The organism is Wolbachia endosymbiont of Mansonella perstans (genome assembly GCF_020278605.1).
In the GTDB taxonomy this organism is placed as follows: Bacteria; Pseudomonadota; Alphaproteobacteria; order Rickettsiales; family Anaplasmataceae; genus Wolbachia.
Map to the genome: position 1 here is coordinate 1 of NZ_JACZHU010000130.1, position 1,765 is coordinate 1,765.

The 1,765-nt window shown below is 36.6% G+C and carries 1 protein-coding gene and 1 pseudogene; both read right to left on the minus strand.

The window, feature by feature from the left end:
* Window positions 1-94 (minus strand): annotated as a pseudogene (locus IHO13_RS06040) (WD_0702 family putative metalloprotease); the annotation flags it as partial.
* A 399-nt stretch (window positions 95-493) separates the two neighbouring features.
* Window positions 494-1,579, minus strand: coding sequence for a D-alanyl-D-alanine carboxypeptidase family protein (locus IHO13_RS05375; RefSeq protein ID WP_368666888.1), 1,086 nt, complete (start codon window positions 1,577-1,579; stop codon window positions 494-496).
* Window positions 1,580-1,765 lie beyond the last annotated feature (186 nt).

A 1,765-nucleotide genomic window follows, 5' to 3' on the forward strand; every position in this document is an offset into this window, starting at 1 on the left:
ACTTTTCAAATTGGTAGAGATATTCTATATACCGTGTGGTATTTTCACTATTCCCCACTTTAGTAGTTTGCCTTATTAAGTCCTTAATTAGCATATTTTGTTACTACAGCGATATTTCTGCTTTATACTCGAAAATTGATCCGTTACAAAGTGTTTTTGGGGATCTTCATTGTATATGTAGCCAATACCAAATCATGCATATACGAGCATAAGTCTACAAGAAGGATATCACGCGAGCAGCTAACGTAAAAACGAAAAAAACTACTTGTCAAGTAGTTTTTTGTTTCTATTGGGTAACTTTTCTCCACTTTTGTCTATCGGCTTTCTGTGTAGTAGAATTGGTATGAGTTACAGAACAGCAAAAACTGCCATTCTGTATACAGCAGGGCAGGGACAAATTCTTTGTTGTTTTTCCTTTCTCTCGTTTTCTTTCATTGCTAGTATCGTTTTCTTTGCATATGCCTCACTTTCGGGTATAGTGGGCTATTTAAGTTCAAAACAATATTCTAAAAAACTTTTCTATGTAATTTAATTCCTGTACATCATTTACTGCATAAAGTGGTGCTGTTTGCTGCTCAATACCCGGTACTTCTATAAGAACTTTGCCTACTTCTTGCCCTTTTTTAATTGGCGCAGGTATCATATCTTTATATTCAACACGCACCTTAATTTTATTATACAAGTTGCGACTATAGGTTATAGTAATATCGTTTGCAACTGTGATGGGCACTTTCTTGTCTTTTCCGTACAGAACATTTATTTCCTCAACTACATCATCCTTAGCGAATATCTTTCTAGTGCTAAAATGATTTAAGGAATACTGTATCAGTCTTTTTGCTTCTCCTATTCGCTCTCTTTCAGTACTTAACCCATTTACGACGGCGAAAATTCTCCTATCGTTTCGTTTTGCGGATACTACAATTCCGTAACCGCCAGCATTTGTATAGCCAGTTTTTAGGCCATCAACTCCGATGTCGTGAAAAAGTAGAACGTCGTTATATGTCAGGTATTGCTTAGAAAATAAATCGTAATACTCGGGGAAATCAGTAAAAATCCTCTTCGCCAATATTGCCAAATCTTTTGCGCTCATAAAATGATCTTCATCCGGCCACCCGCTTGAATTGACGAAGTGGCTGCTGTTCAGATTTAGGTTATGTGCAACTTCGTTCATTTCCATCACGAAATTCTCTTCTGACCCTGCAATACCCTCAGCTAGCGTGATGCAAGCATCATTACCTGAAACTATTACAATTCCTTCGAGTAGTTCTTTTACCGTAACAGATTGACCTTCCCTCAAAAACATGGAAGATCCTTTCCTTTCCCATGCTTTTCTACTTACTTGAAACTTATCTTCCATGTTGATTATTCCAGCTTTTAGGTAATCGAAGGCCACGTATAAAGTCATTAACTTGCTCATTGAAGATGGGGCAATTTTTTCGTCGGGGTTATGTTCAAAGATGAACGAATCTGAGGCTAAATCTAAAACTACTGCTTGATTTGCTTTGGTTCTAAATTGATATGAATATGAAGGAAAAGGGAGTAAAAAAACTGATAGTAAGATTACCAGTTTGCCTAATATATCCATAGTTTCAAATTTGCAGTGCACTAATCAATAGTATAGTTTTGCAGGGGTATTTCAATAGATCTCTTGCGTTTGCATGAAAAACGGTAGCCTACTTTGTAGCTAACACCGTCCATAGAAACAGAGTCAAAAGAACTACTTGACAACTTTCGCCATTACCCTTATTATAGTACTGAAGCTATT